This window comes from Rhodanobacter sp. C03 (assembly GCF_002001175.1).
Taxonomy (GTDB): Bacteria; Pseudomonadota; Gammaproteobacteria; order Xanthomonadales; family Rhodanobacteraceae; genus Rhodanobacter.
In genome coordinates, this window is sequence record NZ_MUNT01000007.1 from 262,188 (window position 1) to 278,607 (window position 16,420).

General features: G+C 64.5%; 14 protein-coding genes and 1 pseudogene. 5 read left to right on the top strand and 10 right to left on the bottom strand.

Annotated features, from left to right (window positions below; genetic code table 11):
* The first annotated feature begins 337 nt into the window (after positions 1–337).
* Positions 338–724: a VOC family protein gene (locus tag B0E48_RS13430; RefSeq protein ID WP_077518647.1), complete on the top strand. Its 387-nt coding sequence runs from the start codon at positions 338–340 to the stop codon at positions 722–724.
* Between the two features lie 17 nt (positions 725–741).
* Positions 742–1,080, top strand: a complete 339-nt coding sequence (locus tag B0E48_RS13435; protein ID WP_077518648.1) for a VOC family protein — start codon at positions 742–744, stop codon at positions 1,078–1,080.
* An 18-nt stretch (positions 1,081–1,098) separates the two neighbouring features.
* Here B0E48_RS13435 and B0E48_RS13440 read toward each other — a convergent pair whose 3' ends face one another.
* From B0E48_RS13440 to B0E48_RS13475, 10 genes and pseudogenes are all read right to left on the bottom strand, one after another.
* Positions 1,099–1,464 carry a hypothetical protein gene (locus tag B0E48_RS13440; protein ID WP_168170366.1) on the bottom strand — a complete coding sequence of 122 codons (366 nt, stop codon included), beginning with the start codon at positions 1,462–1,464 and terminating at the stop codon, positions 1,099–1,101.
* Positions 1,465–1,496: 32 nt separating this feature from the next.
* Positions 1,497–1,952, bottom strand: coding sequence for a hypothetical protein (locus B0E48_RS17590; RefSeq protein ID WP_139350297.1), 456 nt, complete (start codon positions 1,950–1,952; stop codon positions 1,497–1,499).
* 17 nt (positions 1,953–1,969) lie between these two features.
* A complete protein-coding gene (gene tssH / locus B0E48_RS13445; RefSeq protein ID WP_077518650.1) occupies positions 1,970–4,618 on the bottom strand; it encodes a type VI secretion system ATPase TssH in 2,649 nt (882 codons plus the stop codon).
* A 46-nt stretch (positions 4,619–4,664) separates the two neighbouring features.
* The gene (tssG, locus tag B0E48_RS13450; protein ID WP_077518651.1) at positions 4,665–5,807 is read right to left on the bottom strand and encodes a type VI secretion system baseplate subunit TssG; all 1,143 of its coding nucleotides are present in this window, start codon (positions 5,805–5,807) and stop codon (positions 4,665–4,667) included.
* A 13-nt stretch (positions 5,808–5,820) separates the two neighbouring features.
* Entirely contained in the window at positions 5,821–7,656 is a 1,836-nt protein-coding gene (gene tssF, locus B0E48_RS13455; protein ID WP_077518695.1) for a type VI secretion system baseplate subunit TssF, read from the bottom strand.
* A gap of 119 nt (positions 7,657–7,775) precedes the next feature.
* Positions 7,776–8,363: a hypothetical protein gene (locus B0E48_RS13460; protein ID WP_077518652.1), complete on the bottom strand. Its 588-nt coding sequence runs from the start codon at positions 8,361–8,363 to the stop codon at positions 7,776–7,778.
* Positions 8,364–8,406: 43 nt separating this feature from the next.
* Entirely contained in the window at positions 8,407–9,087 is a 681-nt protein-coding gene (locus B0E48_RS18095; protein ID WP_343124609.1) for a 3D domain-containing protein, read from the bottom strand.
* A gap of 330 nt (positions 9,088–9,417) precedes the next feature.
* Positions 9,418–9,870 (bottom strand): annotated as a pseudogene (locus B0E48_RS18195) (MltA domain-containing protein); the annotation flags it as partial.
* A gap of 572 nt (positions 9,871–10,442) precedes the next feature.
* Positions 10,443–11,528, bottom strand: coding sequence for a phosphate/phosphite/phosphonate ABC transporter substrate-binding protein (gene phnD / locus B0E48_RS13470; protein ID WP_254423966.1), 1,086 nt, complete (start codon positions 11,526–11,528; stop codon positions 10,443–10,445).
* Positions 11,529–11,671: 143 nt separating this feature from the next.
* Positions 11,672–12,328 (bottom strand): response regulator transcription factor, encoded by a 657-nt coding sequence (locus tag B0E48_RS13475; RefSeq protein WP_077518654.1) that lies wholly within the window; start codon positions 12,326–12,328, stop codon positions 11,672–11,674.
* Positions 12,329–12,514: 186 nt separating this feature from the next.
* Here B0E48_RS13475 and B0E48_RS13480 point away from each other — a divergent pair, with 186 nt between their 5' ends.
* Genes B0E48_RS13480 through B0E48_RS13490 form a run of 3 tightly spaced genes read left to right on the top strand, consistent with a single transcriptional unit; the run spans position 12,515 to position 16,409 of the window.
* Entirely contained in the window at positions 12,515–13,597 is a 1,083-nt protein-coding gene (locus tag B0E48_RS13480; RefSeq protein ID WP_168170367.1) for a TraB/GumN family protein, read from the top strand.
* Between the two features lie 35 nt (positions 13,598–13,632).
* On the top strand, positions 13,633–15,060 hold the full coding sequence (gene tssK, locus B0E48_RS13485; protein ID WP_077518656.1) for a type VI secretion system baseplate subunit TssK: 1,428 nt from the start codon (positions 13,633–13,635) through the stop codon (positions 15,058–15,060).
* A 5-nt stretch (positions 15,061–15,065) separates the two neighbouring features.
* Positions 15,066–16,409, top strand: coding sequence for a DotU family type IV/VI secretion system protein (locus tag B0E48_RS13490; RefSeq protein ID WP_077518657.1), 1,344 nt, complete (start codon positions 15,066–15,068; stop codon positions 16,407–16,409).
* Positions 16,410–16,420: the final 11 nt, after the last annotated feature.

The following is a 16,420-nucleotide window of genomic DNA, read 5'->3' on the forward strand; positions in this document are numbered from 1 at the left end:
GATGTTCCGCTTCGCCAATATGTACGCCTATGTCGGCGGTAACCCGCTGAGCCGCATTGATCCGTACGGGATGTTTTGGATACCTAGCTGATAAGGGGGCGGAGTGGACTGCTGCCGGTTTCGCGGACGGTTGAGTTAAGGTCGTGGAGGTCTGATCCCGAATTTCAATTCTGTGTTGGACTGTGAATCGGCGGGTGGTCGACTGCCTTGGGTCGTGTTCTCGCCATGGCTTTCAGTTACGGTTGAGAGTTCCACCAGAGAATTTCTGCCAACGCCACGCGCCGCCTGATTTCACTGCCAAGCGCCACAACAGCAGATACGAGGTTGAGGAATCGCTATGAATCTCGCAGACGCAAAGATTGCTCAGCTCCTGATCCCCGTCGACGACTTTGATCGTGGCGTGGCTTTCTATCGAGACGTTCTCGGCATTCCATTTCTGTTCGCGGCGCCTCCACAAATGGCTTTCTTCAATTGCGGCGGTGTCCGGCTGCTGGTCGGTGTCATGCCAGCGGGTCAGGAGGCGCAAAGGGGTTCGGCCATCTATTTTCAGATAGCCGATATCCACGCGGTGTTTTCTTCGTTGCAGGACCAGGGCGTGGTGTTCAAAGCGCAGCCGCATCTGGTGCACCGCACGCCGCAGTCCGAGTTGTGGCTGGCGGAGTTCACCGATCCTGATGGCAACCAGTTGGCGCTGATGAGCGAGATGGCGTCGGGTGGCACCTGACAACCGCGGAGATCACGATGGCAAGCGCAATCCATTCGTCACGTGACGTCATCATCCGCACCGATGCCTGGGCCGAGGCTGTGGGGTTTTATGGAACCGTGCTCGGCCTGCCGGTCACGCACCGGAGCGAGACGCTGGTGGGTTTCGAGACGGGTTCGTTCTGTCTGTATGTCGAGAAGGGCCCGGAACACGGGCCTGTCTTCGACTTTCTCGTGGCCAATGTTCAGGCCGAAAAGCATCGGCTGGTCGCGGCAGGTTGCGTCGTCATCGAGGAGAACGCAGCCATTCCACATTGCTACCTGCGCGACCCATATGGCGTCGTGTTCAACCTTGGTAAGGTGCCTGCCGCATGTTGAGGAAGACGCCGCGCCGACTCACAACCGTGCATACGCGAACCGACCATCCTCGCCCACGCTGGCGTTGATCTCCTGCACTGGTTCGCTGCGGCTCATCCGTTCGAGCACTTCGCCGGCGACTTCGGGGAGCAGGCTGCCACTGAGGATGTTGTCGATGTTGCGGGCGCCGGAATCCACTTCGGTGCAGCGTGCGGCGATGGTGTCGACCAGGTGCTCGTCGTAGCTGAAGCGGGCGCCGTGGTTGGCGGCGATGCGCTTGACGATCTTGTTGAGTTTCAGCCGCACGATCTTCTTCATGTTGACGTCGCGCAGTGGATAGAACGGGATCACCGTGGTGCGGCCGATGAAGGCCGACTTGAAGTAGTCCTGGAGCTCGCTACGCAAGATGACGCAGGGCAAGTACTGCCATCTTTCGGTTACACACGAGGAATTGCTTGCCGCGACACGTTGGCGATGGCGGCCGGGCATCCAGGAATGAGATCAAGCCGCGGGTATAGGTTGGGATACCACCCGGCAATTGCCAGATTGATATCCAGTATTAGAAACTCCGCGCCTGGCGCATAAAGGATGCCATTCGCAACACTGATATGGCCATCGATCACGGTATGGGGACGTTGGCTGTGTACGTGTCCTTGCATGGCTAGAATTGCCGCCACCAAGGGATCGTCATCTCTGCTGCTGCAGGAGCCAGTTACACGCACCGAGCGATATATCTGGAGAGTGGCTGCAGGGATCCCGCTTTCGCGGGCGCAAGCCTCTACAAAACTCCATTGCACAAAGCTGATATCCATCGAATTGCCATTGCTGGCGTTTTTCCCCACCGATTGGTGGAGATTCCAGAAAAATTGATCTGAAAGGACGATTGGGCGCATGGTTGTCTCCTTGCTTTTCAGTTGACGCTGTATTCAAACCGTCCATCCTCGCCCACGCTGGCGTTGATCTCCTGCACTGGTTCGCTGCGACTCATCCGTTCGAGCACTTCGCCGGCGACTTCGGGAAGCAGGCTGCCGCTGAGGATGTTGTCGATGTTGCGGGCACCGGAATCCACTTCGGTGCAGCGGGCGGCGATGGTGTCGACCAGGTGTTCGTCGTAGCTGAAACGGGCGCCGTGGTTGGCGGCGATGCGCTTGACGATCTTGTTGAGCTTCAGTCGCACGATCTTCTTCATGTTGACGTCGCGCAGCGGATAGAACGGGATCACCGTGGTGCGGCCGATGAAGGCCGGCTTGAAGTGGTCCTGCAGCTCGCTGCGCAGGATGTCGTTGAGCGCTTCGACCGTGGGCACCTCGCCGTCGCCGGCGCAGGCTTCCATGATCAGCTCGGTGCCGGCGTTGGAGGTGAGGATGATGATGGTGTTCTTGAAGTCGATCTCGCGCCCTTCGCCGTCTTCCATCACGCCCTTGTCGAACACCTGGAAGAACAGCTCCAGCACGTCCGGATGCGCTTTCTCGATTTCGTCGAGCAACACCACGGAGTAGGGCCGCCGACGCACCGCCTCGGTGAGCACGCCGCCTTCGCCGTAACCGACGTAGCCGGGCGGCGAGCCCTTGAGGCTGGAGACGGTGTGCGCCTCCTGGTATTCGCTCATGTTGATGGTGATCATGTTGCGCTCGCCGCCGTAGAGGATCTCGGCCAATGCGATGGCGGTCTCGGTCTTGCCCACGCCTGACGTGCCGACCAGCAGGAACACGCCCTTGGGTTTGTTTGGATCTTCCAGGTTGGCGCGCGAGGTGCGCACGCGCTGGGCGATCGCATCCAGTGCATGGCTCTGGCCGATCACGCGTTCCTCCAGTTGCTCGCGCAGCTTGAGGATGTTCTGGATTTCGTCGGCGACCATCTTGCCGAGCGGGATGCCGGTCCACGCGGCGATGATCTGCGCAGCGGTATTGCCATCGACCAGTGCGTTGACCATCGGCGCCTGTCCCTGCAAGGCCTTGAGTTTCGTACGCAGCGCATTGAGTTCCTCGACCAGGCCCGCGCGCTCCGGCGCATCGGCGGCGAGCGCCTCGACCGCATCGAGCTTGCCGTGGATCTGGCCGACCAGATCGAGTTCCTCCTTCCAGCGCGCTTCCAGCGCGGTGAGCGTGGTCTGCAGCTCGGCGGTCTCGGCGTCGATCTCGGCGAGTCGCTTGCTGTGGTCGCTGCCGCCGGCGGCTTCCTTGGCCAGCTGCTCGCGTTCGGTGGCGAGGATCTCCAGCCGCTTGCGGCTGTCCTCGACCGGCGCGGGAATCGAGTTGAGACCGATGCCGATGCGTGCGCACGCGGTATCCAGCACGCTGACTGCCTTGTCCGGCAGCTGGCGGCCGACGATGTAACGTGCGGAGAGCTTCACCGCTTCGGTCACCGCCTCGTCCAGCACGCGCACCTGGTGATGTTTGGCCATCGCCTTCGCCACGCCGCGCAGCATGCTCACGGCGCGCGCCTCGTCGGGTTCGTCCACCTTCACCACCTGGAAGCGGCGGGTGAGGGCGGCGTCTTTTTCAAAATATTTCTTGTATTCGCCCCAAGTGGTGGCGGCGATCGTACGCAGCTCGCCACGTGCAAGCGCAGGCTTGAGCAGGTTGGCCGCATCGTTCTGGCCAGCCGCGCCGCCAGCGCCAATCAACGTATGCGCCTCGTCGATGAACATGATGATCGGCTTGGCGCTCGACTTCACTTCGTCGATCACGCCTTTCAGGCGTGCCTCGAATTCGCCTTTCACGCTGGCGCCGGCCTGCAGCATGCCGAGGTCGAGCGAGAGCAGCTCGACGTTCTTCAGGATCGGCGGCACGTCGCCGGCGGCGATGCGCGCGGCGAGACCCTCGACCACCGCGGTCTTGCCGACGCCGGGTTCGCCGGTGAGGATCGGACTGTTCTGGCGGCGGCGGGTGAGGATGTCCACCATCTGGCGGATTTCCTCGTCACGGCCGAGCACGGTATCGAGTTTGCCTTCGCGCGCCCGCGCGGTGAGGTTGCTGCAGTACTTGTCCAGGTTCGGTGTGGCGCTGGGCTTGCCGCCTTCGCCAGCATCACCGCCGGCCGAGGCCATCGGCGCGCCATCACCTTCGTTGAAGCTGCGTGCTTCGCGTGCTTCCACCGAGGCTTCGACCAAGGCGTGGAAGTTCTTCTGCAGGGTCTCGACGTTGATGTCCTGCAGGGATTTGGCCGCCACCAGGCGGCGCAGTTCGGGCACCGCGACCAGCGCCACCAGCAGGTGGCCGCTGCGGATGCGCGTCTCGCCGAACTCGATCGAGGCGTAGGTCCACGCCTGTTCCAGCAGTTCGGGGATGTGGCCGGAGAGTGCCGGTGTACGCGTGTTGCCGGTCTTGAAGCCGGCCAGGATCTGGTTGAGTTCCTTTTCCAGCCGTTCCGGCGCGACGTCGAACTGACGCAGGATGCGGCGGATGTCGCTGTTGTCGACCTCGAGCAGCTTCAGCAGCACGTGCTCGATCTCCACGTCGTAATGCGTACGCGACAGGCAAAGCCCGGCCGCGCCTTCCATCGCACCGCGACAGGTGGTGTTGAGTCGCGCTACCAGCGCGCGCAAATTGACTGCCATGACTGCTCTCCCGTCGATTGTTTCCCTCTCCCTCAGGAGAAGTGCTCTACGTCAAACCACTGAACACGAAGCGGCATTCGTCCGCCGGCTGTTCGCTGCGGCGACCGGCCAGCCAGCTGTTCCAGCCTAGTCGCGCCGGATGCGCGCCACCCACGCGCGCGCGCGGTACGGCTTCGGCCCGGAGTACCAGCTGGATCTCCAGGTCGAGTGCGAGGCCAGTGAGAAAGCGCAGCAGTTCGACCACCGCGCCAAGCAAGGCATGCTGTGGCAGCAGCGCATCGAAGCCGCGCAGACGCATCGGCCCGATGCGCACGCGCACCGTGGTCTGCCGATCCCAGAAGCGCGAGCCAAGCACGCAGCCGTCGCCGAAGCGCTGGTTGTGCCGGCCCAGGCGGGTGCGGTCGCGCACGGGAATGCGCTGCCAGGTGCCATGACAGCCGATCACCTCCACCGGTGCATCGACCACGTCGCCGATCACTTGCGCCAGGGCGTCCACGCCGTGCGGGCGCTGTGCCACCAGGCCGCTGTAGTAGCCCAGCGCGGCGGCCGGCAGTCTGGTTTTCGTGCTGCTGCCGCGCGTACGTGGCTCCACCAGGGCATGCAGCGCCGGTGTGCCCAGCCCGATCAGGTCGTAGATATGGCGCAACACGCCGCTGCCGCTGCCGCCCTTTTCGCCAGCAAGTTCCTGGCTGAGTTCGGTGCGGTGTTTGGCCCATGCACGCCAGAACAGGCTGAGCAGGCGATGGTTGAAGATGTCCAGGAAATCGCGCGAGGCGGTGTCGCGCGCTTTCAGCTGAGTCATCAGCCATTCGGTGTAATGTCGCGGCAGCACGCCGGAGGGACCGGTGAGGCCGAGAAAATTCACGCTCATCGTGTAGCGCGGTGCTGCGCTCTCGTCCTGGCTGGCGCGATCCAGTGCATGCAACTCGCACGGCGGGAAGTTCAGCGACGGTGGCACGGTGAAACGCAATGCATCGTGGGTTGACGACACCCCGGCGCGCGGCGGCATGCCGTGGGCCCGGTACAGCAGACGCACGGCCTGGAAGAAGCTGTAGCGCTCCGGCTCGGCAAGCAGCGCATCCAGCGGCGCATGCGGCAGCAGGCCGGGCACGGTCAAGGCACCGGCCAGCAACGGCAGCGGTAGCGGAGCCGGTGCCTCGGTGTGCGCGGAGTCGATCAGTTTATCCATCAGATCATGCTCATCAGATCAGCGCCTGTGCGCCGGCACGCGGCGCGAACGCTGCCAGTGGTTCCTCACGCTGCACGCTGCGCGCGGTCAGCCGCGTATAGGAATTGGCCGTGCAGTACAGGCCGAAGAACAGCTCAAGCACGCGCGCGAGCAGGTAGGCGCCCGAGCCCACGTACTGCTCCTCGTCGAAGGTCAGTTCGATATCGGTGCCGCGCACGAACGATTGCCGCGGCGCCTTGCCGACCCGGCTCAGCGACGGCTGGCTGCTGACCGCGACGATGCCGGCGATCTGCTTGCGCAGCGTGGCCGACTCGGCAAAGTTGTACAGGCTGAGAATTTCCAGCAGCGCATCGCGGCCACCCTCGATGATCGAAAGATGGTTCAGCGACAGGTGCGAGATCAGCCGCCACTGGTTGGCCATGCGCATCGGCGCGCGCCAGGTCGGCGTCGGCTTCTTCAGCAGTCGTGCCCGCGCGATCACGCCGCCATCCTCCACCTGCAGCACGCTCTCCTCGCCACCGAACGGCAGCTGCGAGGGCAGGTCGCGGTTGGTGCAGGTCAGCGCGATGGAGAGGGTTTCCACCACCGGCACGCGCGGATCCATCTGGCGATCCACCAGCGCGATTGCCACTTCGGTGCCGTCGTCGTTCGGTCGCGCGGATGGCAACCGTTGCGCATACCAGTAGCACCCGCTGTCGTCGCCGCCCAGGCCATGCTTGGTCGAGAAGAACGGCAGGAACTCGCTGCCCGTGCTGGCTTCGCCGCTGCGTACCAGCCGCTGCACATGGTCGATCGAATACACCTCCAGCCCCAGCGGCCGGCGCACATCCGGGATCACCGGGTACTGGCTCAGTTCCTGGCTGACCCGGATCGGTTCGGCCTGCTGCGTGAACAGGTTGACGATCGGCGTGCAATGCAGCCGGAAGGTGTCGCGCCCCACGGTCTGTTCCATCCGCGCGGTGCGTTCCGGACGTCCGAACGAGCGCAAGGCGATGCGCAGTTCGATCGCCGTGCCGAAGCGCTTCAGGTCGAGGCCACCGATGTCGATGAACAGGAATTTTTCCGGCAGGGTGAAGTATTCCTGCAGCAGGCGATAGCCGAGGAAGCTGCGCGGGTCGTAGTCGAGCAGACCCTCATCGAGATCGAAGCCGACCGCGTGTATGCAGTCATCCGGCAGTCGTAGCGGAGGTACCTGCGGCTGACCGTCCGGCGCCACCACGCTGACCGACTCCACGCTGTTGAGCAGGAGCTCATGCAGTGCATGTACCAGCGGGCTCTCGCCGTCCAGGTAGAAGCGCAGCTGGTGCGGGTCCAGCGCGGCGAAGGTGGTCTTGCCGATCACCTCGATGCGGACCCGCACGCTGGCGGCCACGTCGGCGCTGCGCACGGCGAACGCCGAACGTTCGACCGATTCGAATGCCGCGTCGGTCACCTGCAGCGGCCACACCTCGACCGGATACGCCGTGCGATAACGTACCGGCATGCCCTGGATCGCCCGGGTCAGCAGTTGGGTGCCGATCGGCACCTGCTGCATCGCCGTCAGCTCGGCACCCGGCGCCGGTGCCAGCTGCGCGATCGACATCGACGGCACTGGTCGCAGGTAATGCGGGTACAGCACCGATAGCAGCGCTTCGGTGATCTGCGGGAAATCGTCGTCCAGCTTCTTGTGGATGCGCGAGGCGATGAAGGCGAACGACTCGATCAGGCGTTCCACGTGCGGGTCTTCGCAGACATCGCCTTCCAGCGACAGTCGTGCGGCGATCTTGGGATAGCGTGCGGCGAACTCCTTCGACAGCGAGCGCAGGCTGGTCAGCTCGTTTTCGTAGTAGGGCAGCAGTTCGTCGAGCATGGCCACGACCGTCGTCGCGGCAATCGCGCCGCGGTCCACAGAGTCTCGGTCAGCCGGCCGGCGCGCTCTATTCCACGAAGGGTGTAGTACGTATGGCGTCCCGGTTGTTTCCGCGACACCTACGGTGTGATGTTCTGCGTTCCCAGGGCGAGATCGAAACGCAGGCCGGTCGGTGGCCGCGCGAGGGCGAAAGCGCTGTCCCAGTGAGCCTGCAGTGGCTGATTCAAGCTGTGATTGGTTTGCTGGTCGTAGAGTCCATCGCCCGCCGCGGAACTCTCCATCGCGTCAATGCGACGCGCCGCCTCGGTCTGCAGTGCTCTCGCGAAATCCCTCACGTCGTTTTCCGTGGCCATGACCGTGGGCGGACTGAGCAGGTCGTTGAACAGGTCGCTCATCGTCAGCGCCACGATATCGTAGTGACCCTGTTCGTGAGCCAGCAGTTCGGGTGTCTGCGCACTGGTCACCGACCACATCAGGTGACGGTTCAACGTCACCTTGATCTGCAGGTTGCTGACCACGAAGCCCAGATCGTTCTGCGCGTTGGGCACGCGCATGCCGATCGACGCATAGGCCTGCGCGATGCCGAAATTGATGCTGTACGAGGCTGACGTGAAGGCGACCTGGTTGGCCGGCCGGTTTTGTGGAACATGGCCGATGAAATCCGTCCAGTGCAGCCGCAGGTTCTGGCCGGTGATGTTGTTGGACATGGACGTACTCCTTGGCTGGCAAAGCCATATCGACGGGACTCGATCAGTTCTCCACGCAGCTCTCGTCATCCGGGATGACGCAATCCGGTGCGGCAGCGGCGCTGTCGAGGCCGCGTGTGCGTACTTTCGGATTCAGCGCGCCGAGCGTGAGCCCCTTCGGCAGCAGCAGCCACATGCGGCCATTCGCATTCATCGAGGCGGCCATGCTGCCGGCGTCGTCGCCGAAGCCCCAGAAGAAATCGCCGCGCACGCTGCCGCGGATCGCGCCGCCGGTGTCCTGCGCAAACATCAGGCGGTCGAGACTGCCGGCACCGCCGGGCGCGGCGGTGGTGATGAAGACCGGCGCGCCGAGCGGGGTGGTGCGCGGATCGACGGCCAGCGAGCGACCGGCGGTGAGCGGGACGCCAAGTGCACCGAGCGGCCCCTGCGGTCCGTCGGGAATGACCCGGAAGAACACGTAGCTGGGGTCGCCGATGCCGCTGACACTGCCAGCGCCGCTGCTGCTGGCGGCGAGGTGCTTCGCCGCGCCGCGGTGATGCGGATCGGCGGCCACGCGCGCGGCGTCGCTGCCACTGATCCGGCTGTTGTCGCCGGGTGGATCGTCGCGTCGCGAGGTGGCGCCGGCAGCCGCGGGCGGCGGCGCCTTGCCGAGTAGCTGCGCGATCATGGCTTGCACCTGCGGATCGTGAGCCTTCGGCGCCGCCGTGGGCGCGGTTGCCGGCATCGGTGACGGCGCGCTGGCGGATGCGTTGCCGCTGCCGTGCTGGAGTTGGGCGATGATCGCCTGCACCTGCGCATTGCCTGCGCGGTCGGCGTTGCTTTCGACCGGCGCGGCGTGTTGGCTGTTTGTGCGCGTTGCAGCTGCCGGCGCGGTGGGGACCGGTGTGCTGCCACCGCCCTGCTTGAGCTGCGCGATGATCGAGGTGACATCCTCGCTCGGCGCGTTGGCCGCTTCGTCCGCGGCGCTGGCGGCGCCGAGCCGCAGGCCGCGGGTCTTGATCGCGCTGCTGGCCAGGGCGGTATCGCTGGACGACGCGTTCGGCAGGAACGGCTGGCCGTTCTGTTCGGCATAGGCCACGCGCACCAGCCGCCCATCTTCCAGTTTGATCTTGCCCGAGCCCTGTACCTGCATCGAATACAGCGCATAGGCGTCGTCGACCCAGGCCAGCACCGGCGCATCGATGCCCTGCGCCTCGATCTGCTGGCGGTTGTAGTAGGGCACGATGCGATCGCCGTCGATACGCACGCGATAGCGCTTGTCGGCCATCCCTGGCATATCGTTGTCGAGCGCGAGTTCGTATTCATGCGCATCGGCGGTGTTCGGCGCAGCGGCGAGCAGATGGCCGTCCTCGGCGCGGAACCACTGGCGGCTGGCGCCACTCAGCGAGCGCGCATCGAGCTGGTACAGGTCGCGCGGGGTGCCGTATACCGGAAAGCGGAATTGCGCGGTGCGCGTACTGCTGCCATCCAGCTTTGGTTCGTAATAGCCGGTGATGCGGCCGTCGGCGCTGGCGTCCGGATTCATCACCTGATAGACCTGAAAATGCGCTTCGAAGAAATGTCGTGCGGAGTCATCGCTGCTGGCATCGGTCGCGCTCAACTCGGCGCAGGCCTGGCTCCACGCACTCTTGCGCGACAGCACCTTGCAGCTGCGGCTGAACACGTCGAGGCTCGCGCGCAGCGTATCGGTGCTCCAGCCAGGCAGCGTGTCGAACGGCACCGGCTGGAAGCGCGCGTATTTCGTCACGAACGGTTGGCCGAGCGCATCGGCGCCGACTGGACTGGCACTCGCGCTGGTTGCCGCACTGGCAGCCGTTGGCGGCAATCCTTGCGCCAGCAGCGCACCGCTGCCGGCAAGCAGCAGGCCCAGCGTGAACCGGGCGAACGAGCGGAGTGACGCAACATGGCGTGACGTCATGGCGGATTTCCATGCGTGAGGATGTCGACCATGATTGGCGCGTGCGCCTGGCGATGCCATACCTCGGATGCGCTATGGCGGCAGGGGGAACCACACGGCAGGCCAGTAGGTTCGACAAGTTCGCAGGCGTGGCAATCGCAGGATCGATGGGACGCGTTGATTCAGGGCTGGTCGCCGTGATTGGGCAGATCCATCGACGAGTTGGCCTTGAGCTTATGCAGCAGCTGCTGGTGGTCGTACTCGATTTTCTGCAGGCGTGCCTGCATGGCGGCGTCATTGACCCATTGCGCACTGAGTGCGCGGCGCCGCTCCAGCGTGTAGTCGACATCGGCGAACGGCGCCAGCATGGCATCGCCGGCCGGCGCGAAGCCGCTGATGTCGTGGATCAGCTTCAGCCTGCCCAGCTCGGCTGCCGCATTCGGGCCGGTCTTGGCGTAGTGGGTGATGAAGTCCACGATCGCCGTGCGCAGCTGTGGCGCCAGGTCCTTGCGCACGATGATGACGGCATGCGGAATCAGGGTCGATTTCCACAGGATGCGCAGGCGCGCATATTGTTCGGGGAAGTGCTGGGCGAAGCGTTCCAGGTCGGCGGTATTGTTGGTCGCCACATCCACTTCGCCGTTCGCCACCGACAGCGCATTGTTCTGGTGGTTGTTCACCACCACGTTGGCGAAGAAGGTGTCCGAATCGAGCTTGTGACTGGCGAACAGCTGGGTCTCGGGAACCAGGTAGCCCGAAGTCGACAGCGCTTCGCCGCGGGCGAAGCGCCAGTGGCCGGGCTGACGGTACAGGTCATCCAGCGTGCGGATCGGCGAGTCCTTTTGTACCAACAGCACGGAGTAGTAGCCGCGCGAACCGTCGCCGCGGGTGAGCTGGGCGATCACTTGCATGCGGTCATGGTTGACCGCGTCCAGCGCCAGCACGCCGGAGACAAAGGCAATGTCCACGCGCTCCTCGGACATGGCCTGGGCCAGTCCTTCGTAAGTGCTTACCGAAATGCTGTGGATCGGCCGTTGCAGTGCCTTGCCCATGTCGTCCAGCATCGGCCGCCAGGCATCCAGCGATTCGGAGGGGCCGCCGATCGGCAGGATGCCGAACGTCAGCGCCGCCTGCGGCTTGCCGGCATGCGCGGTTGCGGCATGGAGCGGGAGCCAGTTCAGGGCCAGCAATACCACCAGTGCGGCACGTCGGAACGTGACCCACGAGTGATGGGACTTCCGTTTGTCAGCACTGTGTTTCCCCGCCACGAACCCACTCCCTTGCAGCCGATGGCTATACGGCCGCCATGCGCACGTGATCATTCAGATCCTGACCACGCAAGCATACGCTTTACGGCCGCGCGCTGTATGACACCTGTCGTGACAGACATCGGCCCGGCGGGATGTCGCCGTCAGAGCCCGCTGATACGCCGTGAAGCCACCACCGCCTCGACCCGGTTACGCACGTTGAGCGCACGGAAGATCGCCGCCAGATGGATCTTGACGGTACCTTCGCTGATACCCAGATCGCGCGCGATCACCTTGTTCGGCTTGCCCTGCGACAACAGTCGAAGCACGTCGATCTGCCGTTCGGTGAGCAACTTGCGCAGCCGATCTTCCAGCGACGCGGCCGGCTCGCCATGGGCAGTGTTTGCGCCGGCGAAGTTGCCCAGTTCCTGCAACAGCATTGGCGGCACGTAGACCCCGCCACACAGCACCAGCCGTACCGCTGACAGCATCACTTCGGGCGAATAGGCTTTCGGGATGAAGCCCTGCACACCCATAGCCAGCAGTTCCTTGATCAGGGTCGGATCTTCCGAACCGGAAAGAACGATGACCGGCACACCGGGCAACCCGCGGATGGTTTCGATCAGGTGTTCATGACCGTCGCCACCGGGCATGGTCAGGTCGATCAGGGCCAGATCGGGCGCAGGGTCGTGCTGGACCGAATGGCGTAGTTCGTCCACGTCCATGGCCACCGTGAACTCGGTGTCTGTCCCGAGTTCGGCGAGTTTGACTTTGACGCCTTCGACGATCAGCCGATGGTCGTCCGCGATCAGTATCCGCATATCGGTTCCCCGTGGCGGCATCGCGGCACTCCCGCCGCGACACGTCCGTGCCCGCAGCAACATAGCCCCAGCGGCTGCCGGCAGCAACACATCTGCGCCAACCCGAACGGCCTAGGCTCTCCGTGATATGGCCGTTACGGCGGGGCGTCGTGAGAATCGCTGATGATTCACGACAGGGAAACGGCCATGACAATGGCGCTCACAGCGGCACGGTGGCGAGGCTGGCATGGCCTGCTCCTGCTGTGTGTGGGCCTGCTGGCCGGTTCGCTGGCGTGGGCGCAGCCACTGCTGCAGGTCGCATCGACATCGGCGTCTTCGCCGGCGGCAACAGCGTTAGCGAGGACGGGTCCGGCATCTTCATCATCTTCATCATCGCAGGTGGCGCCGCCGTCGCCGGCCATTGCCGTGGCGGCCACCGATGACTTCGACTGGCGCGCCGCGCGCGGCGTGCTGTTCCGCATCCACTCGCCGCAGCCCGGTGCGCCGGACAGCCTGCTGTTCGGCACGATCCACATCGGATCGCCCGCCGAGCTGGGGCTGGATGCGGAACGGGTGCGCCATGCCGTGCAGGCGCAGCACACCCTGGTCAACGAGGTGGATGGCGATGCCGCATGGCAACGGCGTTACGACCGCTATCGCCTGCTGGCGCCGGATCAGAGTCTGGCCATGCTGATCGGCGGTACCCAGTTCATCGAGCTGGTCACCCTGCTGCCCGGGCACAGCGGCGTCCAGCTCAACCGATTCAAGCCGTGGGTGGCGATGACCCTGCTGGAGGAAGGCGTGGACGAGCCTGCGCAGAACGCCGGCGATCCGCGACAGCGCAGCATCGACAGCGTGGTGGAAGACACCGCCCGCGGGCATGGCCTGAAGCTGGTGCATCTGGAGACGCTGGAAGATCAGCTCGCCGCGCTCGACTGCACCACGCCGGCCGACTACGCGCCGGTATTGCAGCAGCGGCTGGCCGATCCGGAAGAGCTGCGCGCGGAAACCGAGCGTGCGCTGGCGTTCTATCGCGCCGGCGATCTACCCGGCTGGCTCGCCGATATCGATGCCATGCACGGGCTGGACGCGAAGGCACAGCTGGCCGAACGGCATGCACGCGACTGTCTGATCGAACAACGCAATGCACGCTGGATCGAGGAACTGGAGCCGTTGCTGCGCGCAGGCGGCTGCTTTGTCGCGGTCGGCGCGATCCATCTCACCGGCAAGGACGGACTGCTCGTCGGACTCGCGCGGCGCGGTTTCGAAGTAAGCGCACAGGCGTGGTAAGCGACGCAGCGCAACACTGACACAGGACGCAAGTCATGCAGGCAGCACGGCAGGTTCATTGGGCGCAGGGCGGCTTTCTCACGCCACAGCATCTGCAAGCGCAGGATGCCTGGCAGCAGGCGTATGCGCTGCGGCTGCACCGGCAGTTTTCGCCGTACCACTGGGGCTATGAAGCCCTGGTGCTGCGCGAAGATGCACTGGCCACCGGCATGGCCACGCTGGAGCGCTTCGTGCTGCTGACCCGGCAGGGCGAGTTGATCAGCGGCGGTGTCGCGGCTACCGCCGAGGGCGGCGGCAATGCACGCGTACCCGAACGCAGCCTGCTTGAACTGAGCGTGCCGAACAACGATCCGATCTCGCTGCACCTGGTGCTCAAGCGCGAACGCACGCTGGATGGCCTCGGCCGCGCCGACGAACGCAGCCGCCTGCCGGCGCGGCATCGGCTGGACGGCGAGTCGCGGGTCGATCCGTACGATCCGCAGGCGCCGGCGGCCGAGGTGGATTTCCTCGGCTACCAGGCGCAGATCGTCAGCAGCCTGGATGAAGGTGCCGACGCGTTGCTCGCCGCGTGCGAGTCGTACAAGTTCGCCGAGATCGTGCCGAACGGGCCCGGTCGGTTCAAGTTGTCGCCGGACTACATTCCGCCACTGGTGGCGCTGCAGGGTTCGGTCAACCTCAGCCGCTGGACGCGCAGCCTGCGCGACCTGCTGGTGTCGCGCGGCGCCGATTTCTCCAGTGTGAAGCGCCAGCGCGGCATCCGCGCCGCCTCGACCAGTGCGCAGGAAGTGATGCGCGTGGTGATGATGCAGACCTTCGCGCGCTACATCGCCGACCTGCAGGAAACCGTGCGCGTCAGCATGATCGGGCCGTATCCGCTGTACCAGCAGTTGCGTGAGCTGGTCGCCGAATTCTCGGTGTTCTCCGAGGAGATCAGTTTCGCCGGCGGCCTGCGCGACAACCCAGCCGAGACCGAGCTGCCGCCGTACGACCACGACAATCTGCGTGCCTGCTTCCGCATCGCGTTCCAGCGCGCCGAGACGCTGATCAAGGCGCTCACCGTGGGTGCCGAGGTGGGCATCACGCTGACCTACGACGGCAAGCTGTACAAGGCCGAGCTGCCGACCAACCTGTTCGACTCGGACAAGACGCGCTTCTATCTCGCCTTCGAATCCGAGCTGCACGGGCAGGACCTGTTCGGACGGCTGTCGCGCACCGGCAAGATCTGCTCGGTCGAAGAGATGCCGCGCCTGCTGCAGGCTGCGCTGTTCGGCCTGAAGATCGACCTGCTGCCGGTACCGCCGGAGGAACTGCCGCAGAAGACCCCGAACACCACCTACTTCCTCGTCGATACCCGGCATCCGTTCTGGCAGAACATCCGCAACGCGCGAAACATGGCGGTGTTCTGTGACCTGCCGCCGGAGCAGACGGTGATCAAGCTGTATCCCGTGGGCGCGGAGGAGTAACCGCAATGGCGCGCATGCTCGAGTACTTCACGCCACTGTTTTCCTTCGGTCTGGCGATCGATGAACAGATCGCTGCAGGTACGGCGCAGGGCAGTGTGGATGAGGCCTATACACAGGCACGTACGCTGATCGAGCAGGCGCGCAGTGCCGCGCTCACGGCCGGCAAGCCGTCCGCGGCGGTGGAGTCGGCGGCGTTCGCAGTGGTCGCCTGGTTCGACGAGATCATCACGCGCAATCCGTCGTGGTGGAGCCAGGCCAGTCCGCTGCAGGTGTCGCTGTTCAACACCAATAACGCCGGCAACGAGTTTTTCGAGCACCTGTCCAACCTCAAGGGCGGCGATGACGAGGTGCGCGAGGTGTACTACCACGCGCTGCTGCTCGGCTTCGTCGGCCAGTACTACTTCGAGACCGGCGATCACGGCGAGCTGGGCAAGGTCAAGGAATTGAACAGTCGCCAGTTGCCGGTGGCGCCCGCGCCGCTGCATACGCTGCGCGAGGAACAGATCACGCCGCAACCGTATCTGATGAAGGATCCGTCGGGTCCGCGCTATCCCAAACAGTGGGATGCACTGCTGATGAAGATCGGTGTGGCGGTGGCGCTACTGATCCCGCTGGCCTACCTGGTGTGGTTCTTCCTGTCGCCCGAGCGGGTGGCCGGCCCCAGCGTGCAGCAGCTGGTGGATCAGGAAATCACCGGCTACAGCTGCGCCGATCTTTCCGCCACGGTGGACAAGGATGGCGTGACCGCGGTGAGCGGCTATGTTTCCAAGCCGGTGGATCTGGAGCGCCTGCACAGCGACATCGACGCGATCAAGGGCGTAAAGACGTCGAGCTATCAGGTGAAGGTACTGATCTGGCCGCATTGCGAAGTGGTCAAGCTGCTCACGCCGTACCGACAGCGCAACCTGGATCGCCACGACGGCCTCGCGGTGACGCCGACCACCGGTCACAGCGACCGCTTCGTCAAGGACGAGCAGGTGATGGTCAAGCTCGCCCAGGCCAATCACGATGGCTATCTCTTTGTCGACTACTACACGGTCGAAGGTGAGGTGGTGCACATCCTGCCGAATCCGCGCGATTCGCACAGCGGGCAGATCATTCCGGCCAGCCAGCAGTTCGACGTGGGCAAGTTGGCGCAGGGCGGTGGCTGGATCACCGTCGAGCCGCCGTTCGGACAGGAACTGATCACCGTGGTCACCACGTCCAAGCCGATCTATACCGGGTTTCGGCCGGACGTTGAGCCGGCCAAGGATTACCTGCCGTTGCTCAAGCAGGCGATCGAAGCCAATCGCACAGACGACAAGTTTGTGGCCGATTTCATGACCATGCAGACCGAACCGGCGCACTGAGGACTACTGCC

Bases quoted from the DNA above. Each gene is read 5' to 3' on its own strand.
- B0E48_RS13460 (WP_077518652.1), bottom strand. From the start codon at position 8,363: ATGTCCAACAACATCACCGGCCAGAACCTGCGGCTGCACTGGACGGAT.
- tssF (WP_077518695.1), bottom strand. From the start codon at position 7,656: ATGCTCGACGAACTGCTGCCCTACTACGAAAACGAGCTGACCAGCCTG.
- B0E48_RS17590 (WP_139350297.1), bottom strand. From the start codon at position 1,952: ATGCGCCCAATCGTCCTTTCAGATCAATTTTTCTGGAATCTCCACCAA.
- B0E48_RS13480 (WP_168170367.1), top strand. From the start codon at position 12,515: ATGACAATGGCGCTCACAGCGGCACGGTGGCGAGGCTGGCATGGCCTG.
- B0E48_RS13430 (WP_077518647.1), top strand. From the start codon at position 338: ATGAATCTCGCAGACGCAAAGATTGCTCAGCTCCTGATCCCCGTCGAC.
- B0E48_RS13490 (WP_077518657.1), top strand. From the start codon at position 15,066: ATGGCGCGCATGCTCGAGTACTTCACGCCACTGTTTTCCTTCGGTCTG.
- tssK (WP_077518656.1), top strand. From the start codon at position 13,633: ATGCAGGCAGCACGGCAGGTTCATTGGGCGCAGGGCGGCTTTCTCACG.
- B0E48_RS13475 (WP_077518654.1), bottom strand. From the start codon at position 12,328: ATGCGGATACTGATCGCGGACGACCATCGGCTGATCGTCGAAGGCGTC.
- tssG (WP_077518651.1), bottom strand. From the start codon at position 5,807: ATGGATAAACTGATCGACTCCGCGCACACCGAGGCACCGGCTCCGCTA.
- tssH (WP_077518650.1), bottom strand. From the start codon at position 4,618: ATGGCAGTCAATTTGCGCGCGCTGGTAGCGCGACTCAACACCACCTGT.
- B0E48_RS13435 (WP_077518648.1), top strand. From the start codon at position 742: ATGGCAAGCGCAATCCATTCGTCACGTGACGTCATCATCCGCACCGAT.
- B0E48_RS18095 (WP_343124609.1), bottom strand. From the start codon at position 9,087: ATGCCGGCAACCGCGCCCACGGCGGCGCCGAAGGCTCACGATCCGCAG.